This window comes from uncultured Thalassospira sp., assembly GCF_963976115.1.
Taxonomy (GTDB): domain Bacteria; phylum Pseudomonadota; class Alphaproteobacteria; order Rhodospirillales; family Thalassospiraceae; genus Thalassospira.
In genome coordinates this window covers 153,485-176,651 of record NZ_CAXBJJ010000012.1, presented here as the reverse complement: position 1 = coordinate 176,651, position 23,167 = coordinate 153,485, and the positions used below count along the sequence as shown (strand labels likewise).

At 58.2% G+C, this 23,167-nt stretch carries 1 protein-coding gene and 1 pseudogene; one reads left to right on the top strand and one right to left on the bottom strand.

The window, feature by feature from the left end; translation table 11 throughout:
• A pseudogene (locus AAC086_RS16865) lies at nucleotides 1–508 on the bottom strand (hypothetical protein); the annotation flags it as partial.
• Between AAC086_RS16865 and AAC086_RS16860 the strand changes: the two are divergent.
• Nucleotides 486–23,135 carry a hypothetical protein gene (locus AAC086_RS16860; RefSeq protein ID WP_339780414.1) on the top strand — a complete coding sequence of 7,550 codons (22,650 nt, stop codon included), beginning with the start codon at nucleotides 486–488 and terminating at the stop codon, nucleotides 23,133–23,135. The pseudogene AAC086_RS16865 and the gene AAC086_RS16860 overlap by 23 nt on opposite strands.
• Nucleotides 23,136–23,167 lie beyond the last annotated feature (32 nt).

Below are 23,167 nucleotides of genomic sequence, written 5' to 3'. Positions count from 1 at the left end.
GCGACGGATCGACCGGTGATGGTACCGGCACGGCCACGAATGGCGACAGTTCGGGTGGTGAAGGTTCTGACAATACCAGCGGGTCATCGGGGGATGACACGACGGGTAATGGTGGCGCAACGGATAACACTGGCAGCGGCCAGACCGACACGGGCAGCGGCGACACCAACACGGAAACCGGCACCGATACGACGAGCGGGGCCGGGAATGAAACCGGATCAACGGATGGATCGGATGGATCAGGGGAGACGTCCGGGGATACAACGGGCAACAGCCAAACGGGCGACGGATCGACCGGTGATGGTACCGGCACGGCCACGAATGGCGACAGTTCGGGCGGTGCAGGTTCTGACAATACCAGCGGGTCATCGGGGGATGATACGAGCGGTGGCGATAGCGGAACCGGGCAGACTGGCAACGATACTGGCACCGGTGAAACCGGCGACGGAACAGACGAAACCGACGACACCCAGGTAAGTGACAATGTGCCAACGGTGGGCCGTGACATTGTGCATGGCACCGCCGGGGTGGATACGCTGGCGGGCGGTGCTGGTAATGATACCTTGCAAGGTGGCGACGGGGACGATGTGCTTGATGGCGGCACGGGCAATGACATTTTGCAAGGGGGTGCCGGGAATGATGGCCTGACGGGCGATGCAGGCGATGATGTGTTGCAGGGCGGCGATGGCGACGATGTGCTGGATGGCGGCACTGGTAACGACATTGTGCAGGGTGGTGCGGGCAATGACAGCCTGATCGGTGGCGTTGGCGACGACGTTATGCAAGGTGGTGCCGGAGACGATTATTTGCGTGGCGGCCTGGGCGATGACCAGTTGCAGGGCGGCGAAGGCACGGATACAGCCGATTATAGCGATGCCGTTGCCGGGGTGCGGGTTGACCTGGCCCATGAAACTGCCACCGGCGGGGCGGGCAATGACATTGTTCAGATGGTGGAAAATGTTGAAGGGTCGTCGTTTGATGATCACTTGACCGGTGATGACGGCAATAACGTTTTGTCGGGCGGCGATGGCATTGACACTCTGACGGGCGGTGCGGGCGACGATACCCTGACCGGCGGGGCCGGTGTTGACGACATCCAACTGACCGAAGGTTTTGGCAAGGATACCGTTACCGATTTTGAAACCGGTGCGGACATTATTGATTTGTCGCGTCTGGCTGTGCCCGATTTTACCACGCTTCAAAGCATGATGAGCGATGACGGCAACGGCAACACCGTGATCGATTTTGGCGATGAAGGCACGTTGACGCTGCAACATGTTGATGCAGCATCGCTGACACAGGATAACTTCCGCGGCTTTGGCCGAATCTTTGCCGATGATGCCAATGATAGCGTGGCCGGTACGGGCGGCGACGATGCCATCTATGGTTTTGAGGGCGATGACACGTTGCAAGGCGGGGCGGGCAATGACGTTCTGTCGGGCGGGGATGGCAACGATGTTTTAAGTGGCGGTGCGGGGGATGATACCCTGCGTGGCGAAGAAGGCATTGATACCGTTGATTATTCCGATGCCGATGGTAGCGTAAATGTCGATCTGGCAGCGGGAACGGCCACGGGTGCAGCTGGCAACGATGTGCTGGACCGTATCGAAAATGTTATCGGGTCTGGATATGACGACACCCTTACCGGGGATGACGGCGCAAACAAGCTTGAAGGTGGTGCGGGTAATGACCTGATCACCGGCGGGGCTGGCGATGATGTGCTGGATGGTGGCGCCGGAAATGACAGCTTTGTCGGCGAAGCTGGCAATGACAGCTATATTGGTGGCAGTGGTACCGACAGCCTTGATTTAAGTGCGCGCGATACCGCCCAGAATGTTGACCTTGGCAATGGCAAAGCCACCGATGCCGCAACCGGCGAAACCGACAGTGTTAGCAGCATTGAAAACATCATTACCGGCAATGGCAATGATGTTGTGAAGGGCGATGCGGGCAATAATAACCTGCAAACCGGTGCGGGCGACGATATACTGGCAGGCGGCGGTGGTGATGATATTCTTGATGGTGGTGCCGGAAACGACACCGTTAGTTACGCCGATGATGGCGCCGTACAGGTAGACCTGGCCGCCGGACATGCCGATCTGGCATCGGGCAGCCAGAACCTGTCAAACATTGAAAATGTGACCGGGTCGGGCGGGGATGACCATATTTCCGGCGATGATGGCGCGAATATTCTAAATGGCGGGGCCGGTGACGACGTGCTGGTTGGTGCTGGCGGCGACGATACGCTGATTGGCGGCGACGGAAGCGACACGGTAGATTATTCGGCCAATAACAGCGCTATGTCGGTTGATCTTGCCACGGGAACAGTGACCGGGGACGGAACTGATACGCTGCAATCGGTCGAAAATGTTGTTACCGGGAATGGTGATGACATTATTCATGGCAATAGCAGCGACAATACAATCGATACCGGGGCCGGAAATGATACGGTTTATGCCAGTAGCGGTTCTGACCAGCTCGACGGCGGCAGTGGCACCGATACCCTGTCCTTTGGCGAGACCAGCGGCGGCATAACGCTTGATATTGGCAATGGCACGGCAACCATTGGCGATGATACCACCCGCTTTACCGGGTTTGAGCAATTTGAAGGATCCGCCGGTGCCGACACTCTGATTGGCGGCGATGGTGCCGATACCATCCGTGCCGGTGCGGGTGAAGACACCCTTGATGGTGGTGCGGGCGACGATGTGCTTGCAGGTGGTGCCGGGGCGGACAGCTTTGTTATTTCGCCAACAAGTGGCAATGACCTGATTACCGATTTTGACCCGGCCAGTGACATCCTTGATATTCAGGGGATCGACGGGCTGGAACTGTTTGGTGATGTGGCACCCCTGATTGGTGAAAATGCCGATGGCTTCGCCACCATTACCGTTGGCGATAGCGTGATTACGCTGGAAAATGTCAGCCCCGATGAGCTGACATACCGTAATTTTGCTGGTGTTCGGTCGCTTGAGGGCACACCGGATGCCGATGTGCTGGACGGCACAAGCCGCAGTGATGTGATTGACGGCCTGGCCGGGAACGACACCATTAACGGGTTTGATGGCAATGACAGCATCAGCGGTGGCGAGGGCGACGATGTTATTACCGGTGGCGCAGGCAATGACCAGATCGATGGCGGTGCCGGGGCAGATAATTTACGTGGTAATGAAGGCAACGATACCCTGTTGGGCGGCGACGGCAATGATACGATTGCCGGCGACGACGGGGATGACCTTGTTAATGGCGGCAGCGGTGACGATTTGCTGTCGGGTGGTGCTGGTGCTGATACCGTTCTTGGCGGCGAAGGTAACGATGTTCTTTCCGGCGGAGCCGGGGACGATGTGCTTGATGGCGGCGACGGGGCCGATACCGCAAATTATGGCGATGCCACCGGCGGCGTAAATGCCGATCTGAGCCAGGGCACCGCCACAGGTGCGGCAGGCAATGACAGCTTGAATGCGATTGAAAACCTTCAAGGGTCGAAGTTCGACGATGTTTTGACGGGCGATGACGGGACCAATACCCTTTCGGGCAATGCGGGTAACGACATCCTTCATGGCGGTGCGGGCGACGATGTGTTGCAAGGCGGCAGTGGGGTCGACACCGCCGATTACAGTGACGCCGACGGTTCGGTAGCGGTTGATCTGGCAGCGGGCAGTGCCCAAGGTGCGGCTGGCAACGATATTTTGCAAGGCATTGAAAACGTTACCGCTGGTGCGGGTGACGATATCCTTTCGGGTAACGACAGCGCCAATATTCTGTCTGGCGGGGCTGGCAACGATGTTCTTTCCGGCGCGGCGGGCGATGACAGCCTTTCCGGCGGGGCGGGCGACGATATTTTAAATGGCGGTGTTGGCAATGATGTTTTAACCGGCGGTGCCGGTACCGACACGTTTGTTTTTGGCGCCGATCAGGGCAACGACACCATTACCGATTTTGATCGGTCAGCCGATCTGATCGATCTGTCGGGGTTTGATGTTCCCAACTGGGAAGCCTTGCGCCTTGCTATTGGCACCAATGACGCGGGCGACGCGGTTATTCGCCTTAATGGTCAGGAACTGACATTGACCGGGGTTTCCCCCGATACCTTGAGTGCGGCGAATTTCAATGACATTGCTTCGCTGGGCACAACCGAAAATGCCGACACTGTAACCGGCACCGATTTTGCCGAATTGATTGACGGCAAGGCCGGAAATGACGTGATTTCCGGCGGTGGCGGCGATGATGTGATTTTGGCCGGGGCAGGCGATGATACGCTGATCGGTGGGGCCGGAAATGACAGCCTTGATGGCGGTGCAGGCCGGGATATGGCCGATTATTCCGCCGCCAAAGGTGTTGTGGTTGACCTTGAAAATGGCACCGCCACCCAGCCCGGCGGTGAAACCGACCATCTGACATCGATCGAGGATATTAACGGGTCGGCATTTGCCGATACCATCATCGGCGATGGCAATGATAACAGCCTGAGCGGCAATGACGGCAACGATGTGCTGGCAGGGGGGGGCGGCAACGACGTGCTTTCTGGCGGGGCGGGCGCGGACAGCCTTGAGGGCGGTACGGGCAACGATACCCTTGATGGTGGCGCGGATAATGATGTTCTGAGCGGCGGGGTCGGAGACGACATTGTTACCGGTGGTGCTGGTGACGATGTGTTGCGCGGCGGGGCCGGTAACGACACAATTGATGGCGGTGCCGGGAACGATACCGTTACATATGACGACGCCACAGGCGGTGTTGCCGCCGATCTTGCCACGGGTCAGGCCAGCAGTGCCGATGGTGTGGATCGCCTTGTCAATGTTGAGAGTCTGACCGGTTCGGATTTTAATGACGTGCTTTCGGGCGACGGGCAGGACAATATCCTGCAAGGCGGCGCGGGCGACGATGTTTTATCCGGGCAGGGCGGTGACGATAGCCTTTCGGGCGGCCTTGGCGATGATACCCTTTCGGGCGGCGACGGCAACGATACCGTGAGCTATGCCGATGCGGGCAGCGACGGCGTTACGGTTGACTTGTCGCAGGGAACGGCCAGCGGGGCCGCTGGCAATGATCGTTTGGATGGCATTGAAAACATTACCGGGTCCGACGGGGCCGATGTTTTAACCGGCGATAACGGCGTCAACCTGATTTCCGGTGGCGATGGCAATGACACCCTGCGCGGTGGTGCTGGTGACGATACCCTTTCGGGGGGTGACGGGGCGGACCTTTACAAGCTTGCGCCGGGCGACGGGCATGATCTGGTTACCGATTTTAATGTTGGCACCGACCGCATCGATGTCGGCGAACTTGATATCGATACCTATGGCCGCCTGCGCGAAAATATGACGGTCGATGGTGATGGCAACCTGGTGATTGATCTGGGTGACGGCACCAGCATGACCTTGCAGGGGGTTGGCCTGGATGATATTTCGGCAGCCAATTTTGTCGGCATTCACGACATTTCCGGGACATCGGGCGACGATATTCTGATCGGCACTTCAGCGGACGACACCATGTCGGGGCTGGAAGGCAACGACACGATTAGCGGTCTGGATGGCAATGATTATTTGCTGGGCGGCGATGGCAATGACCAACTGAGTGGTGGTGCGGGCAACGATTATATCGATGGCGGTGCCGGGACCGATACCGTCCATTATGATGATGCCAACGGTGACGTTAACGTTGATCTGAGCGAAGGGACGACGACCGGTGCGGCGGGTAGCGACACGCTGGTGGGGATTGAAAACGTTGTTGGGGGTGCAGGCAATGACGGCTTGCGCGGTGATGGGGCCAACAACATTCTCGACGGGGGTGTTGGCAACGATACCCTGAGCGGGGGCCTTGGCGACGATACCCTGTTTGGCGGTAGTGGCACTGATACGGCGGATTATAGCAAGGTCGGCGGTGCGGTAAATGTTGATTTGCAACATCTGACGGCCACGGGTGCCGCAGGCAATGACAGTCTGGTTGATGTTGAAAATGTTGATGGCAGCCAATATGCCGATACCCTTGCTGGCAGCAGTGTTGCCAACGTTCTGTCGGGCGAAAATGGCGACGACAGTTTCATTGGCAGCGAGGGCAATGACACCCTTCGGGGCGGCGCTGGTGTCGATACTGTCAGCTATGGCAATGCCAGCGGTGCGATGGCCATTAATCTGGCTCAGGGGTCAGCCACTGGCATGGGGACTGATCGTCTTGATTTAATTGAAAATGTCAGTGGCTCGCAATATGACGATATCATTACTGGCAGCAGTGTTGCCAATACGCTAAGTGGTCTTGCCGGGAATGATACAATTTCTGCCGGGGGCGGCGATGATACCCTGCTGGGCGGCGCCGGGGATGACCTGCTTGATGGTGGCAGCGGATCGGATGTGATTGACGGCGGTGACGGGGTTGATACCGTTAGCTATGCCGGTGAACTGGGCAACGCCGTTTCGGTTGATCTGGCTACCGGCATGGGGGTGACGGCCAGTGGTACCGACAGCCTGACAAACATTGAAAATGTTATCGGGTCGGCCGCAGATGATATTATTGGCGGTAACTATGCCACCAACACCCTGATCGGTGGTGCAGGCAACGACACCTTGCTGGGCAGTGCGGGCGATGATGTGCTTCAGGGCGGGGGCGGGTCCGATACGGTTGATTTCAGCAATGTCAATTCTGCGGTTACTGTCGATTTGGCCGATGGCACCGCGACCGGTGCGTTGGGCAACCAGACCCTTGAAAGCATTGAAAACGTAACGGGCAGCAGGTTTGACGACCAGTTATCGGGCACAAGTGCTGACAATATTATGCGCGGCGGTGCCGGTAACGATACCCTTAATGCTCTTGGTGGCAATGATACGGTGTCGGGCGGGGCTGGCGATGACGTGATTGACGCCGGTGCCGGGGATGACGTGGTGAGCGGTGGCACCGGTGACGATACGCTGGCGGGTGGTGCCGGGACTGATACCCTGGATTACAGTGAAACTGCCGGTGGTGTAACGGTTGATCTGGCACAGGGAATTGCCCGTGGTGCGGATGGAAACGATACGGTTTCCGGGTTTGAAAACGTTACCGGATCTGCCTTTAACGATACCATGTCCGGGAATAGTGCCGATAACTCGCTGTCTGGCGGTGCGGGCGACGATACCCTGACCGGCGGGGCGGGCAACGATAGTCTTGATGGGGGGGCCGGTAACGATCGTTTCCTCGGCGAAGCGGGCGACGATGTTTATATCGGTGGTGACGGTCATGATGTGCTTGATTACAGCGCGGCGAATGGTGGCCTGAACGTTAATCTTGCCACATTAACAGCAAGCGGCGACGACATTGGACAAGACCGTTTTTCCGGGATCGAGGAAATTATAGGTTCTGATTATGCCGATACTCTGACCAGTAGCGACGGGGGGGATACCCTGCATGCCGGAGCCGGGAACGATACGGTTCTGGGTGGTTCGGGCGATGATGTGTTGTCTGGCGATGCCGGGGATGACTATTTGCGCGGTGGGGCCGGGGCCGACACGATTGACGGCGGCGACGGTATTGATACCGTTAGTTATGACACTGCGACATCGGGTGTTAATGCCAACCTTATGACCGGCACGGTCAGCGGTGGTGATGCCGATACACTGACGAATGTTGAAAATATTACCGGGTCCGGATCAGACGATGTTTTGACCGGCGATGCTGGCGACAATGTCCTGAATGGTGCAGCAGGCAACGATGTGCTGGCAGGGGGTGCGGGCAATGACGTGCTTTTGGGCGGTGTTGGCGACGATACGCTTTCGGGGGGTGCGGGTGTTGACACGCTTGATGGCGGTGCCGGGATTGATACTGTCGATATATCGGCACAGGGCGGCGACCAGGTGGTTGACCTGGCGCAAGGTTCCGTCACCATCGATGGTGAAACCGACAGCCTGGTGAATATTGAAAACATCACCACGGGTGCGGGAAACGACGTTATTACCGGCGATGCCGGGGCCAATATCATTATGGCCGGGGCGGGCGATGACCAGATCGACGGCGGGGCCGGTGTTGATACCGCGTCCTATCGCAATGTCGATGGTTCTGTCACCGTTGATATGGCGGCCGGAACGGTTAGTGGCAGCAGTGCCGGAACCGATACCCTGACCAATGTTGAAATTGTTGAGGGCACAGATTCCGCCGATAGCTTTATCGGCAGTAGCGGCAGCGACACCTTTGTTGGCGGGGCGGGGGATGACTGGTTTGACGCCGGGGGTGGTAATGACCGCCTAACGCTGGGGGCGGGTAATGACACGGTTGTGTTTAACCCCGGCGATGGTAATGACACCATTACCGATTTTCAGGCCAGCGGCGACGTGATCGACCTGACCGCCTTTAATATTGGCGGCTATGATGCCTTGAAATCGCTGTTTGGCACCGATGCCAATGGCAATTTGACCATCAGCCTGAACGGCACAGACAGCATCACGCTTTTAAACGTTAATCCTGCAAATTTGAGTGCGGATAACTTCAAGGGTGTTGATGTTGAACTGGGGACGGAACATGCCGATGAACTGACCGGCACCAGTGGCAACGATATTATCAATGCCCTTGACGGTGATGACACCGTTTCAGCCGGGCTGGGCGATGACCGCGTCATTGGCGGTGCCGGTAACGATACGCTGGATGGTGGTGCCGGGGACGATACCCTTGCCGGTGGCCAGGGTAATGATGATCTGCGCGGTGGCGACGGCAATGATACCGCCGATTATTCCAACGAAAGCAAGGGCATTGATGCCGATTTGTCGCAAAACACCGTCACCGGTGGCGATGGTGCAGACACCCTTGGCGGCATCGAAAATGTTACCGGAACCCTGTTTGACGATGTGTTGCGCGGCGATGCGGGCAATAACGTTCTGACCGGTCTTTCGGGCGATGATGTTTTGGCCGGCGGTGCTGGCGACGACACCCTTTTGGGGGGGGATGGCAGCGATACGGCGGATTATTCCAGTGCCACCAACGGTACACATATTGACCTGGCAAGCGGTGTAGCAACCGGCCAGGGCACCGACAGCCTGAACAGCATTGAAAACGTGATCGGGTCGGACTTTAACGACGTGATCACGGGCACTGAGGGCGATAATACCCTTACCGCAGGTGGCGGCAATGACGCCATTAACAGTGGTGCTGGTAACGACGTGATCGATGCGGGCAGCGGTGCCGACGACATTAATGCCGGTGCCGGGAATGACATTATTCTGGGTGGTGCGGGTGACGACGCAATTGATGCCGGTGAGGGTAACGATACCCTGCGCGGCGGGGATGGCGATGATGTGTTGCAGGGCAATGCCGGGCAGGATCTGATTTACGGTGATGCGGGCGACGATATTATCGATGGCGGCGATGGCAACCACGACGTTGCGGATTATTCCGAAGTTGACGGTGCGGTGGTTGTTGACCTGGTGAACCAGTATGCCAGCGGTGCCGCAGGCAACGACATTGTGCGCAACATCGAACATGTTATTGGCACCGACTATGCCGATACCCTGATTGGCAGCGATGGTGTTAGCACACTCGATGGCGGATCGGGCAATGATACCCTGATCGGCGGGGCATCCGATGACGTGATCATCACCGGCGATGGCGAGGACATGGTTGTCGTCAAACCGGGTGGTGGCAGCGATAATGTTACCGATTTTGATCCCGCACACGACAAAATTGACCTCTCTGCCTATGGCATCGACACCTATGAAGATTTGTCAGATCGCATGTTTAATGATGCGTCGGGCAATGTGGTTATTTCACTGGCCCCGGGCGAAAGCCTGACGCTGGAAGGCGTTGACATCAACGACCTTGGGCCGGGAAATTTCTATGGTTATGTCACCATCGAAGGCACGGAAAACGACGATATTCTGAATGGCAGCCAGCTTGATGATGAAATCAATGCGCTGGATGGTAATGATATTATCGATGGTAAAAACGGCGATGACGTCATCAATGCCGGTGCCGGGGATGACACCCTGATTGGCGGCGCAGGGGACGATACCCTGCGCGGTGGCGAGGGCAATGATACCGCTGATTATAGCGATACCAGTACTGGCGTTTCGGTTGATCTTGGCGCAGGCACAGCCACCGGGGCTGCGGGCAATGATGTGCTTGACAGCATTGAAAATGCCACCGGTGGCAACGGCAATGACGTTTTGGTTGGCGACGATAACGTTAATATTCTGGATGGCGGTGCGGGCGATGATACCGTTTTGGGTGCAGGCGGTGATGACACCCTGATCGGTGGCATTGGCAACGATACCCTGTCTTACGAAGATGCTGACGGCGGCGTTGATGTTGATTTGAGCGCAGGCACAGCAGGTGGTGCGGCAGGCAACGATGTTCTGTCCGGGTTTGAAAATGTTGAAGGTTCCGATTTTAACGACACCATAACCGGCAACGCACAGGACAATGTCATTTCGGGCGGTGCCGGGGATGATGTGCTGTCTGGCGGGGCGGGTAATGACACCGTTTTGGGCGGCGATGGTAACGATACCCTGAATGCCGGTGCCGGAAACGATACGCTGGCCGGTGGTGCGGGCACCGATATGGCCGATTACAGCGACCGCGACGCATCGGTTGTGGTTGACCTTGCTAATGGCACGGCGCAAAGCGCACAAGGCAATGACAGCCTGAGTGACATTGAAGGTGTCACCGGCGGGGCCGGAGACGACACGCTGGCCGGGTCGGATGGCGATAATATTCTTGTCGGCGGGGCCGGTGATGACAGCCTGTTTGGCCGCGATGGCAACGATACGCTGGCCGGTGGGCTGGGCGCGGACCTGATCGATGGCGGTGCGGGCGACGATGTGCTGCATTTTGAAACCGACAGTATCGCCAATGCCAGCGACAGCACCGATCATGTCGGCAGCCCGACCACGCCTGGAACCGGCGAAGTCGCCGATATTTCCGGCAAAAACCTGTCATCGGACAGTTTTGTTGGGGGGGCTGGTGTTGATACGCTGGTGGCGGGCAATGGGGATGACGCCATCATTCTCGATCACGACCACGTCAATGGCGGGGCGGATCAGCCCTCGCTGGTGGATATTGAAAATATTCAGGCCGGTGGCGGGAATGACGTCGTTGATCTGACCAGCGAAAAATTCAGTTATGGCGATGTCACCATTGATGGTGGCGAGGGCAACGATACCCTGTGGGCCAATGACGGCAGTGATGTTATTTCCGGCGGTGCCGGGGATGATAACATTCGCGGTGGCGCAGGCGACGACACCCTTGATGGTGGCGTTGGCAATGACACTATCAGCGGTGGCGATGGTGCCGATACGCTTTCGGGTGGTGCCGGTAATGACGTGCTGGAAGGTGGCGCTGGCAACGACGTGATCGATGGTGGCGACGGCGTTGATACGTTGCTGGGCGGTGCCGGTGATGACAGCCTTTCGGGCGGTGCCGATGCCGATACGCTTTTTGGCGGTGATGGCAATGATGTGCTGGATGGTGGCACTGGTAACGACGTGATCGACGGTGGCGACGGCGTTGATACGTTGTTGGGGGGTGCCGGTGATGACAGCCTTTCGGGCGGTGCGGGTGCCGATACGCTTTCGGGCGGTGATGGCAATGATGTGCTGGATGGTGGTGCTGGTAACGACGTGATTGACGGTGCGGGCGACGATGACGTTGTGCGTGCCGGTGCGGGCGACGATGTTTTGTCGGGGGGTGCTGGGACCGATACCCTTGATATGTCAGGGGCGAGCAGCGCGCAGATTGACCTGGCAAATGGTACCGCCACATCCGACGCGACCGGAACCGACCGCATTGACGGTTTTGAAAATGTTACCGCCACCGATGGCGAGGACACCATTATTGGTAATGATGACGCCAACCGGATTGATGCCGGTGCGGGCAACGATACCATTTTGGCCGGTGCCGGGGATGATCATGTGATCGCCGGAAGCGGCGATGATACCGTGGCAATGGACGCCGGGAACGATACCCTTGAAGGCGGAGATGGCACTGATACCCTTGATCTTTCCGGCGCGACAGGCGGCGTTGATGTTGACCTTGCGGCGGGCACGGCAACCGGCGATCAAACCGGGTCCGACAGCATTAGCGGCTTTGAAAATATTACCGGGTCTGCTGCCGACGACCGTTTAACCGGCGATGCCGGTGCCAACAGCCTTGACGGTGGTGCGGGCAATGACGTGATGGCCGGTGGCGCCGGGGACGATGTTTTGGCTGGCGATGCTGGCGACGATACCCTTGATGGCGGGGCGGGTAACGATGTGCTTTCGGGCGGTGCGGGCAATGACACATTCGTCTTTGCCGATGGCACTGACCATGATGTCGTAACCGATTTCACCCCGGGCGAGGATGTGATTTCGCTGCCCGACAGCAACATTACCACCTGGAGCGAATTGCAGCCGCTTTTGGGCAGCAATGATGCCGGGGATGCGGTTATCACCCTGCCGCAGGGCGGCACGGTAACCTTGCAGGGTGTTGCGCTTGACCAGCTTGGCCCCGACCAGTTTGACGGGGTGCAAAATGTTGGCACACCGGGCGACGATACCCTGACGGGCACCGACGGCGATGACAGCTTTGATACCATTGGCGGCGATGACACGGTTGCGGCAGGTGGCGGTAACGACACCGTGGCCGGTGGCAGTGGCAGTGACACCATCGATGGCGGCAGCGGCGACGATGTGCTCGATGGCGGCGACGATGCCGACCATCTGAGCGGCGGCACCGGCACCGATACCCTTTCGGGCGGCGCTGGCGACGATGCGTTGCAGTTTGAAGGCGATAGACAGGGCCAAACGGGCGATCAGACCGACCATGCCGGAAGCCCCGGTATGCCGGGCACCGGTGCAATTGCCGATCTCGATGGCAAAGGATTAAGCAATGATCGCTTTGATGGCGGTAATGGCACCGATACCCTGCTGGGCACATCGGGCGATGATGCCATTATCCTCGATGGCGATCATGCCGGGGGCACCGATGCCCCGGCGCTAAGTGATATTGAAGTGATCAATGCCGGTGACGGCAACGACGTCGTTGACCTGACCAGCGGCAAATATGCCTATGGCGACACCACGATTGATGGTGGTGCGGGCGATGACACCTTGTGGGCCAATGCGGGCAACGACACCCTGTTGGGTGGTGCCGGTAATGATGCCCTGAATGGCGGTGCGGGCAATGACGTGGTTGATGGCGGTGCCGGTAACGACACGCTGGTTGCCAGTTCCGGCAATGATACCGTTGCGGGCGGTGATGGCACCGATACGCTGGATATGGCGGCGGCCAACGGGGCGACGGTAAACCTGGCAACAGGTACCGCCTCATCGGGGGCGACCGGCACTGATCAGCTTTCCGGGATTGAAAATGTCAGCGGCTCTGCGGGCAACGATACCCTGACCGGCAATGACGGCGCCAACAGCCTTGCCGGGCTGGCAGGCAATGACGTGATTGATGGCGGTGCCGGAAATGACGTGATCGATGCTGGTGCGGGCGATGACACGGTTGTGGCCGGTGCCGGTGATGACCAGCTTATGGGCGGGGATGGCACCGATACCCTTGATATGACCGGTGCCGGTCAGGCCCATGTTGATTTGTCCGCCGGAACGGCGACAGGCGATGCCAGCGGCACCGATACCCTTTCGGGCTTTGAAAACGTTATTGGTTCTGCCGGGGATGATACTATCGCCGGGGCGGATGGTGATAACGTTATTGATGCCGGTGCAGGCAATGACAGCGTTGCGGCCGGGGCCGGAAACGATACGGTTGATGGCGGCACAGGCAACGATATTATTGACGGTGGCGCTGGCGACGATCTTTTGTCCGGTGGTGCTGGCAATGATAGCCTGCTGGGCGGCCAGGGCGATGATACCTTGTTGGGCGGTGCCGGTGATGATGTGCTTGACGGCGGTGCAGGTAATGACCAGCTTTCGGGTGGAAATGATGCCGATACGCTTTCGGGTGATGCGGGCAACGACATTCTTGATGGTGGAGCAGGCAACGATTTGATCAGCGGTGGCGACGGCGTTGATACCGTGCTGGGCGGTGCCGGGGATGATGTGCTTGATGGTGGCGCAGGCAATGACCTGATCAGCGGTGGCGACGGGGCCGATACGCTTTTGGGGGGCGCTGGCGACGACAGCCTTTCGGGCGGTGCCGGTAATGATGTGATTAACGCCGGTGCGGGCAACGACATTGTTGATGGCGGGGCCGGGGCCGATACGCTGGTCTTTGGCGATGGCACAGACCACGACGTGGTAAACGGCTTTACCGTCGGCGAAGACGTTATTTCCCTGCCTGATGTCAATGTTTCAAGCTGGACCTTGTTGCAGCCCTATCTGAGTGAAAATGACAACGGCGATGCTGTTATTACCCTGCCGCAGGGCGGAACGGTCACCCTGACCGGTGTAGCCCTTGCCGATTTGAATGCCGATGCCTTTGACGGTGTGGAAAATATTGCCACCGATGGCGACGATACCCTTGGCGGTGGCGACGGCGATGACACGATTGACGCCGGTGCCGGTAACGATACCCTGACTGGTGGCGATGGCAATGATACGCTGGGCGGTGGTGTCGGCGACGACAGCCTTGATGGCGGTGCAGGCGATGACAGCCTTGGCGGCGGCGATGGTGCCGATACGCTGGGCGGCGGTGATGGCGATGACACCATCGATGGCGGCAGCGGCGACGATGTTATTTCGGGCGGTGATGGTGCCGATACACTGGCGGGCGGCGAAGGCCGCGATACCGTTTTGGGCGGTGCTGGTGATGATGTATTGCGCTTTGAAGCCGACCAGACCGGCACAACAACAGACAGCACCAACAATGTCGGCAGTCCTGGCGTTGCGGGTACCGGTGATGTGGCATCGCTGAACGGGGCGGGCCTGAGCGACGATGTATTTGATGGCGGTGATGGCATTGATACCCTGCAAGGAACCAATGGCAAGGATGCCATTATTCTTGATGATAATCATGCCAATGGCAGCACGGGCGCGCCGGGCATTGTTGATGTTGAAGTTATCAATACCGGGGCAGGCGATGATGTTGTTGATTTAACATCGACCAAATTTGGTTATGGCGATGCCACTGTCGATGGGGGCAGCGGCGACGATACCCTTTGGACCAATCAGGGCAACGACACCATTATCGCCGGGGATGGCAATGATGCCGTGCATGGCGGTGCCGGGAACGACGTTATTTCCGGGGGTGCCGGGGATGACCGCCTTGATGGCGGCAGCGACGATGATGCGATTGATGGCGGCACCGGCAATGATAGCCTTGCCGGTGGTGCCGGAAATGACAGCCTTGTCGGCGGCGAAGGCAACGACACCCTGGACGGTGGCGCCGGTAACGACAGTCTTGCGGGCGGGGCCGGAAATGACGTGATTGCCGATGGCGCGGGCAATGATACGGTTTTTGCCGGTGATGGCAACGATACATTGTTGGCTGGTGCGGGCGACGATGTGCTGGCGGGCGATGGCGGGTTTGACACGCTTGATATGTCGCAAGCGCAATCGGGGGCGACGGTCAACCTGCAGGATGGCACAGCTGTTTCGGCACAAACCGGCAGCGATACCCTAAGCGGTATTGAAAATGTAACCGGTGGTGCCGGGCGCGATTACATTACAGGCAATGACGTTGGCAACCGCCTGGATGGCGGTGCCGGGCATGACGTGGTAACCGGCGGTGCCGGGGCAGACCATTTGTTGGGCGGCAGCGGTAATGACGTGCTCGATGGGGCCGCAGGCAATGACAGCATTGATGCCGGGTCTGGCGATGACTGGGTTTATGCCGGTGCCGGGAACGACATTTTAAACGGTGAGTCCGGCACCGATACGCTGGATATGAGCCGCGCCATTGGCCCGGTTTCGGTTGACCTTGCGGCAGGAACCGCCAGCAGTGGCAGTACCGGCAATGATACGGTTTCCGGGTTTGAAAATGTGGTTGGCGGGGCTGGCAACGATACGTTGCTGGGCGGCAATGGCGATCATTCGCTGGCCGGTGGTGCCGGGAATGACCTGCTCGATGGCGGCCTTGGCAATGACACCCTGACCGGGGGCGACGGCAACGATGTGTTCCGGTTTGCCGATGGCGTTAATGATGATCTGGTGACCGATTTCAAACCGGGCCAGGATACCATTTCCCTGCCTGACAGCGGTTATATCAGCTGGACGCAATTGCGCGAACATATGGTCAATGACGGCCATGGCAATACCGTTATTAACCTGCCTGCGGGGGGCTCCGTTACCTTGCAGGGCGTTGCGCTCGCTACGCTGGGCGCGGATGATTTTGTCGGTGTTGCCGATGGCGGCACCGCCTATGACGATAACCTTGCCGGGGGCGAGGGCGACGATGTTATCGACGGGCTGGCTGGCAATGACACCATTGCCGGTGGTGCGGGCAACGATACCCTGTCGGGCGATGGCGGCAATGATACGTTATCTGGCGGCATCGGGGATGACACGGTTGCCGGTGGCGATGGCAATGACAGCCTTTCGGGCGATGCCGGGAACGATACCCTTGCCGGGGGTGCGGGCGATGACAGCCTTGCCGGGGGTGCCGGGGATGACAGCCTGGCAGGCGGTGAGGGTAACGACACGCTGGGCGGCGGCGACGGTACTGACCAGGTTGACGGCGGTGCAGGCGATGACGTGTTGCAATTTAATGCCGATGATCAGGCCGATGCCGGTACAACCACGCAAAATCAGGGCAGCCCGGGTGTCAGTGGCACCGGTGATCTGGCCGATATTGGCAACCATGCCATTTCGGCTGACAGCTTTATCGGTGGCGATGGCAACGACACGCTGCAATTATCGGACGGCAATGATGCGCTGGTGCTTGATGGCGGTAAACTGGGGCTGGGCGGCGACGGGGCGACCGAAACCCGCAGTTTTGGCTTAACCAGTTCTTCCACCCCTGATCAGGTGCAAACAGCATGGTCGGGTGCCGGGCTTTATGCCTATGATTTCGGGGTTTCTGTCACCGATGAAAACGGCAAGCTGAACCTTGCCGCAGGCAATGATGCCATTTCCTATGACGGCAATGGCATTGGCAATAATGGCGGCAGCCCGGCGGGCAGCCAGATCAACCATAATGGCCAGACCGGACAAAGCGAAAGCATCGTTGTCGATTTGGGCGCGGATTCGCTTCGGGCGACCGTGCAGGTTTCCAACTTGATGCAAGGGGAATCCGGTGGTGAAACAGGTCGCTGGCAGGCATTTGATGCCGACGGCAACCTTGTGGCCAGTGGCGAATTGGACAGCAATACGGTTGATTATGGCAGCAATGGCGTGGGCACAGCCGATATTGCCGTGCTGGACGCTAGCGGCAACCCGGTTTCCTTCCGTTACCTGTCTTTTGCCGCCGAACCTTATGGGAATGGTGCGCAAGGCAGTGACAGCAGCGATTATTTCGTGCGCTCCATCCGTTTTGATGCGGTAACCGAAGCCCCGGCAGGCGCGCAGATTGATGGTATCGAAACCATCGCCGCAGGTAATGGTAATGACGTGGTCGATTTGACCAGCGATCATTTGACCTATGGCGATGTCGTGATTGATGGCGGCAATGGCAACGATACCCTGTGGGCCAATGCCGGTAACGACACCCTTCTGGGCGGCAATGGCACCGACAACCTTTATGGGGGTGCGGGCAATGATACGCTTGATGGTGGGTCGGGCAACGACATGCTTGATGGCGCATCGGGCAATGATTACCTGATTGGCGGCGTTGGTGCCGATACCCTGCGCGGTGGCCTGGGGGATGACACCATTTATGGCGGCGGTGATGTTGATACCGTGCTGTTTGATGATGCCATTTCGGGCGTAAATGTTGACCTGTCGGCCAATACCGCCACCGGTGGTGCGGGCAACGATGTGTTGCAATATGTTGAAAATGTTGTCGGTTCGGACTTTAACGATACGATTACCGGTAATGCATCGGCCAATATTCTGACCGGCGGTGCAGGCGATGATACCCTGATCGGTGGTGCGGGCAACGACACCCTGATCGGCGGCGAAGGCCGCGATACTGCTGATTACAGCATATCGACCAGTGGTGTGACGGTTAATCTGGCCTCGGGAACGGCCCAGGTCGGGGCCAGCGAAACCGACCGGCTTTCCTCGATCGAGGATGTGACCGGTTCGTCAAAAGATGACGTTTTGACCGGCAATGCGGGCGATAACCGGCTTGATGGCGGGGCAGGCAACGATACCCTGTCGGGCGGTGACGGTGCCGATACGCTTTCGGGCGATGCCGGAAATGATGTGATTGACGGTGGCGATGGCAATGACACGCTGTTGGGCGGCGAAGGTGCCGATACCCTGATCGCGGGGGCCGGTGACGATATTGTCGACGGTGGTGCCGGGGCGGATACCCTGATTTTTGCCGATGGCAGCGACCACGATGTGGTGCGCGGATTTAGCCTGACCGAAGACCACATTTCCCTGCCGGACCTTAACATTGGTAGCTGGTCCGAACTTAAAGGCATGATTGCCGACGATGTGAACGGCAATGCGGTGATTTCATTGCCGCAGGGCGGCACAATTACGTTCGAGGGCATTTCGGCATCGCAACTGGGGCCGGATCAGTTTAACGGCATCGAAAATGTCGCCAGTGCGTTTGACGATACCCTGAGCGGGACCGATGGTAATGACGTGATTGACGCCCTTGGCGGTGATGACAGCGTTGCGACCGGGGCCGGGGATGATACCTTACTGGGCAATAGCGGCAACGATGTGCTTGATGGGGGGGCTGGTAACGACACCCTTGCAGGTGGCACGGGCACCGATACGCTGATTGGCGACGCGGGCGATGATGTGTTGCAGTTTGCCGGGGATCACACCGGCACGGCCCATGATGATACCGACCACGCCGGAAGCCCCGATGTGGCGGGTACCGGCATTGGCGTGTCGCTGGATGGCAAGGAATTGTCGGGCGATGTGTTTGCCGGTGGTGATGGTAGCGACACCCTGACCGGCACGGCGGGTAATGATGCCATTATCCTTGATGCCGATCACGCCGGGGGCACGGCACAGGCCGGTATTTCGGGCATTGAAGTGATCAATGCCGGTGCGGGCGACGATGTGGTCGATCTGACCAGTTCGCACTATGGCTATGGCGATGTTGTGGTTGATGGCGGCAGCGGCAACGATGTTTTGTGGACCAATGCGGGCAACGACACCATTTTGGGCGGCGATGGCAATGACATTACCCATGATGGTGCGGGCGACGACGTGGTCGATGCCGGGGCGGGCGACGATACCCTGATGGGCAGTGCCGGTGCCGATACCCTTAATGGCGGCGATGGCATTGATACCGTGGATTACAGCCATTCCGCACAGGGTGTGGAAGCCTATCTTGGTGCAACTGATGGCAATGCACGCAATTCCTGGGCGGCCAATCAGGGGCTAAGCGGCGATGCAGCAGGCGATATTTTGTCGGGTATTGAACGGGTTATTGCCTCGGCCCATGACGATTATATTTATGGCAACAGCCAGAACAACGTTGTTGATCTGGGCGATGGCAACGATGTGTTTGACAATATCGAGGCCGATACAAGTGTCGATACCATTGATGGCGGCCTTGGCAATGACACCATCTGGGTTGGCAATGGCGACGATACCGTTCATGGCGGGGCAGGCAACGACGTTCTGCACGGCGAACTGGGCAACGACACCCTGTATGGCGATGCCGGACGCGATATTCTGAATGGCGGCGGCGGCAATGACAGCCTTGATGGCGGTTCTGGCGACGACACGATGCAAACCGGGGCTGGTGCCGACCATGTGATTGTGACCAGCACCGACGGCCACAAGCTGGTGACCGATTTTAACACCAGCGAAGATAAAGTGTCGCTGGCGGGCGTTGGCATTACCCAATGGTCCGATCTGGCACCGCGCCTGTCCGAGGTTAACGGCAACCTGGTGATTGATCTGGGTGAAAACGGGTCGTTAACGCTTAAGGGTGTTCATTTGCGCGACATTGTCGCCGATACATTCGAAGATGTTGACGGTTTTGTCGGTGCCACGCCCTATGACGATGTTTTACAAGGCACATCGGCGGGCGATTATATTGATGCGCTGGCAGGCAATGACGTTGTTGAAGGTGGTGCCGGTGACGACACCCTGATTGGCAATGACGGCAATGACCAGATCTCGGGCGGGTCGGGTGACGATACCCTTCTGGGCGGTAATCAGGACGATGTGCTTGATGGTGGTTCGGGGGATGACTGGATCGACGGCGAAGACGGCGAAGACGTTATTTCCGGCGGCGACGGGAACGATTCGCTGTTTGGCGGTGCGGGCGACGACGTGATCGACGGTGAAGGCGGCAAGGATTACATCGATGGCAAGGACGGCAACGACCATTTGATTGGCGGGGCCGAAAACGACACCATTCTGGGTTCTGGCGGCAATGACCGGGTCGAGGCGGGCGACGGTGACGATGTGGTATCGGGCGGCGACAACGAAGATGTGATCGACGGCGGGGCTGGCAACGATACTTTGTCGGGCGACAGTGGCAACGACACCATTCATGGCGGTGCCGGAAACGATATTATTTCCGGTGGCGATGGCAATGATACGCTGTTGGGCGATGCCGGGAACGACACCCTGCTGGGTGGCAATGGCAACGATACCCTAGATGGCGGCGAAGGAAACGATACCTTTACCGGCGGGGCAGGCAACGACACCATCCTTGTCAGCAACAATGCGGGCAACAAGGTCGTAACCGATTTTACCATCGGTCAGGATAAAATCGCGCTCGCCGCGATGGGCATTACCGAATGGCACGACCTTGCCAGCCATATGTCGCAGGTTGGCAATGATGTTGTGATTGATCTGGGCGGCGAAGGCACATTAACCCTGCAAGATGTGGCCCTTGGCGATCTGTCGGCGGATGCCTTTGTCGGGGTCAGCGGCAGCAGCGGGCCGACCGAATATCGCGATGTGCTGTATGGCACCAGCAATAATGATTCAATTGCAGCACTTGCAGGCGACGATACCGTTTATGGCCTTGGCGGGCAGGATACCCTGCGCGGCATGGACGGCAACGATACGCTATATGGCGATGATGGTGACGACCGCCTGTATGGTGATCTTGGCAACGATCATCTTGAAGGCGGCAGCGGCCAGGATCGCCTTGAAGGGGGCGACGGTAATGACGTATTGCTGGGCAATGATGGCGATGACAGCCTGATCGGTGGTACCGGTAATGACACGCTGGATGGCGGGCAGGGCCAGGACCGCTTGTATGGCGATGATGGTGACGATAGCATTCTGGGCGGGTCGGGTGATGATTCGATCAAGGGCGGCACCGGCTATGATGTTCTGAACGGTCAGGATAATAATGACCGGATCTGGGGCGACGATGGCAACGACACCCTGCTTGGCGAAAATGGCGATGACACGCTTTATGGCGGCACCGGCAATGATGTGCTTGATGGCGGTGCCAATAATGATCGCCTGTATGGTCAGGATGGCAACGACACCCTGTATGGTCAAAATGGCGATGACAGCCTGAGCGGCGATAATGGCGACGACATTCTTGACGGCGGCACCGGCAATGACCGCCTGTCGGGCGGTTCTGGCAATGATACCCTGAGCGGTGGTGCGGGCAATGACAGCCTTGACGGTGGATCAGGCCGCGATACCGCAAGTTATGCCAATGCAAGTGCTGCGGTGGCAGCCGATCTGTCGGTGAATACCGCATCGGGCGGGGCCGGGCAGGATTTCCTGAGGTCGATCGAGGATCTGATTGGTTCGAACTTTGCCGATGCGCTGTTTGGCAATGACGGGGCCAATCTGCTGTCTGGTCTGAACGGGGATGATTTGCTTTCCGGTGGTGCGGGCAATGATGACCTGCTGGGCGGTGCCGGAAATGACACCTTATGGGGGGGTACTGGCAACGATATTCTGCACGGCGATGATGGCAGTGATACCTTGTGGGGCGGTGCGGGTCAGGACCAGCTTGATGGTGGCGCTGGCGATGATGTGCTGCAATATAACGACGATGCCACCTGGTCCTCGGGTCATGCTGTGCGTGATATGGGCGATCCGGGGGCGAATGGCAGCAATGTTCAGGTCGATCTGAACGGCTATCATCAGTCAAACGATATTTTTAATGGCGGCGAGGGCCACGATACCCTTGTGATGTCGTCGGGCAATGATGCGCTGATTTTGCACGATGATCTGTCGGCCCCGGCCGTATCGCCGCGCCTTTCGGGTATCGAGGTGATTGACGCCGGGAACGGCAACGACATTGTCGATCTGACCAGTTCCACCAACAGCTATGGCGATGTCACCATTGATGGCGGCAGCGGCAATGACATTTTGTGGTCCAATGCGGGCGACGATGTGCTGTCGGGTGGGGCGGGCAACGATACCCTGCATGGCGGCAGTGGCAACGATGTGTTGTCGGGCGGGGATGGACAGGATGTGCTCGATGGCGGTGCGGGCAATGACGTGCTGCAATATAATGCCGACGATCATTGGGGCAATAAATGGTACGCCCTGAATGACGGTGCGCCGGGGAACGACAATTCCGGCCATCATAATGGTTGGGGTTGGGGCTGGGGCCATGACGACGATGGCGATAGCGGCACCGGCGACCGCGTCAATCTTGATGGCTATAGCCAGTCCAACGACATTTTTAATGGTGGCGACGGGACAGATACCCTGCAAATGACCAGTGGTAACGATGCCCTGATCCTTGACGATAGTGCCAGCGACCCGGGAACATCGCCGCGTCTTTCCGGCATTGAGGTAATTGATGCCGGTGATGGCGACGACATTGTTGATCTGACCAGTCAGGACCACAGTTATGGCGATGTCACCATCAATGGCGGCAATGGCAATGACGTGATCTGGTCGAATGCAGGGGATGATGTGCTGTCGGGTGGGGCGGGCAACGATACGCTGTATGGCGGCCTGGGCGACGATACGTTAAGTGGTGGTTCGGGCTGGGATCAGTTTGTGGCGGGCGATGTGACCGGCCATGATGTGATTACCGATTTCACCGAAGGCGAAGACATCATTGATCTGAGCGAATGGAACTATAGCAATTTTAATCAGATTGAAGCTGACATGCATCTTGATGCCAGCGGCCAAAATCTGGTGATTGATCTGGGCCAGGATGCGTCGATCACGTTGATGGGGGTTGATCACACTCTGAAAGCCGATGATTTCAATTTTCATGGCTAACATGCTGTAGGGCCAGACACTGACCCCCATGC